The 1,022-nt window shown below is 66.2% G+C and carries 1 protein-coding gene; it reads left to right on the top strand.

Annotated elements, in window-relative coordinates:
- Positions 1-245: 245 nt before the first annotated feature.
- The gene (locus tag Q7V20_RS22940) at positions 246-1,016 is read left to right on the top strand and encodes an SMI1/KNR4 family protein (protein ID WP_304796262.1); all 771 of its coding nucleotides are present in this window, start codon (positions 246-248) and stop codon (positions 1,014-1,016) included.
- Positions 1,017-1,022 lie beyond the last annotated feature (6 nt).

The following is a 1,022-nucleotide window of genomic DNA, read 5'->3' as shown; positions in this document are numbered from 1 at the left end:
CCCCGTGCCGCTCCGGCGCGCTGCCCCGCGGTTTGTCCAACGGCCTCCTTTCACGCCCGGCCCGAGGTTCTTGCAAGCCCCACCGATGCCGCGATAATCTCTGTCCGTGGTAGGGGCCGGGCGCGAAAGAAGGCTTCTGTTGGGCCGACACAGGTGGTCACCGAACGCCACGGTGAACTCCTTGGCGCAACCTCGTGGTGTCTCGACGGTGGCGCAACAGGGGGAAGCCATTTAGGCTGGCTCCCGTGAAGCGCCTGGAGCAACGACTCGCCGAGCTTCCCGCGCGTCTTCGCGCGCCGCTCGCTGAAGACCAGCTTGAACACCTCGATGTGGCCCTTGGCGCAGCGTTCCCACCTGCGCTTCGCGCCTGGCTGGCGACCGCCGGGCCTGGGAGCCATGTCGACCTCGATACTCACCGCCTGCGCCTCGACACTGCGCCGGCTTGGGCGGGGGGCAGAGGGGAATGGTATCGCGACGACACGTCGATCCTTGACGCGCGTTACTGGCTCAGCGAGGTCGCTCCGGATGCAGTCCCATTTGCCTTCGATGGCGTGGGCAACACGCTCTTCTTGCGACGGGAGGGCGACGATGCCACCGTCTGGTTTCACGATCACGAGAGACAGGCGGCGGTGCAAGTGGGCGAGAGCTTCATCGCTTGGACGCACGCTCAACTCGACGGTGACGTCGCGGATCCCAGCCGCGCCCACGTGGTGCTCTGCACTTGGCACCTGCCCGAAGACCCAGGCGACGTCGACGCCATTGCCTCCGTACTGCGCGAGGCCGTGGGCGCCGACGTCGCAGAGCAGCGTGAGCATCACGGCTACCCCACGATCTCATATCGCGTGGGTGAGAGCCGAGTCAGCGCAAGTCGCAGCGCGACGGGCTCCGGCCCCGCGCTGTGCTCGGTCTTCATGGCCCACCAGACGACGGAGGCAGGCAACGCGCTTTTCAAGCGGGTCGATGAGATCGTGAGGAGCCAGTGGCCAAAAGCGAAGATCGAACGCGAAGTGATCTAAGATCCG

The sequence above is a fragment of the Aquabacterium sp. genome (assembly GCF_030652515.1).
Classification (GTDB): Bacteria; Pseudomonadota; Gammaproteobacteria; order Burkholderiales; family Burkholderiaceae_C; genus Aquabacterium.
Note: the sequence above shows the minus strand (reverse complement) of the source record. Positions and strands in the feature narration are given on the sequence as shown.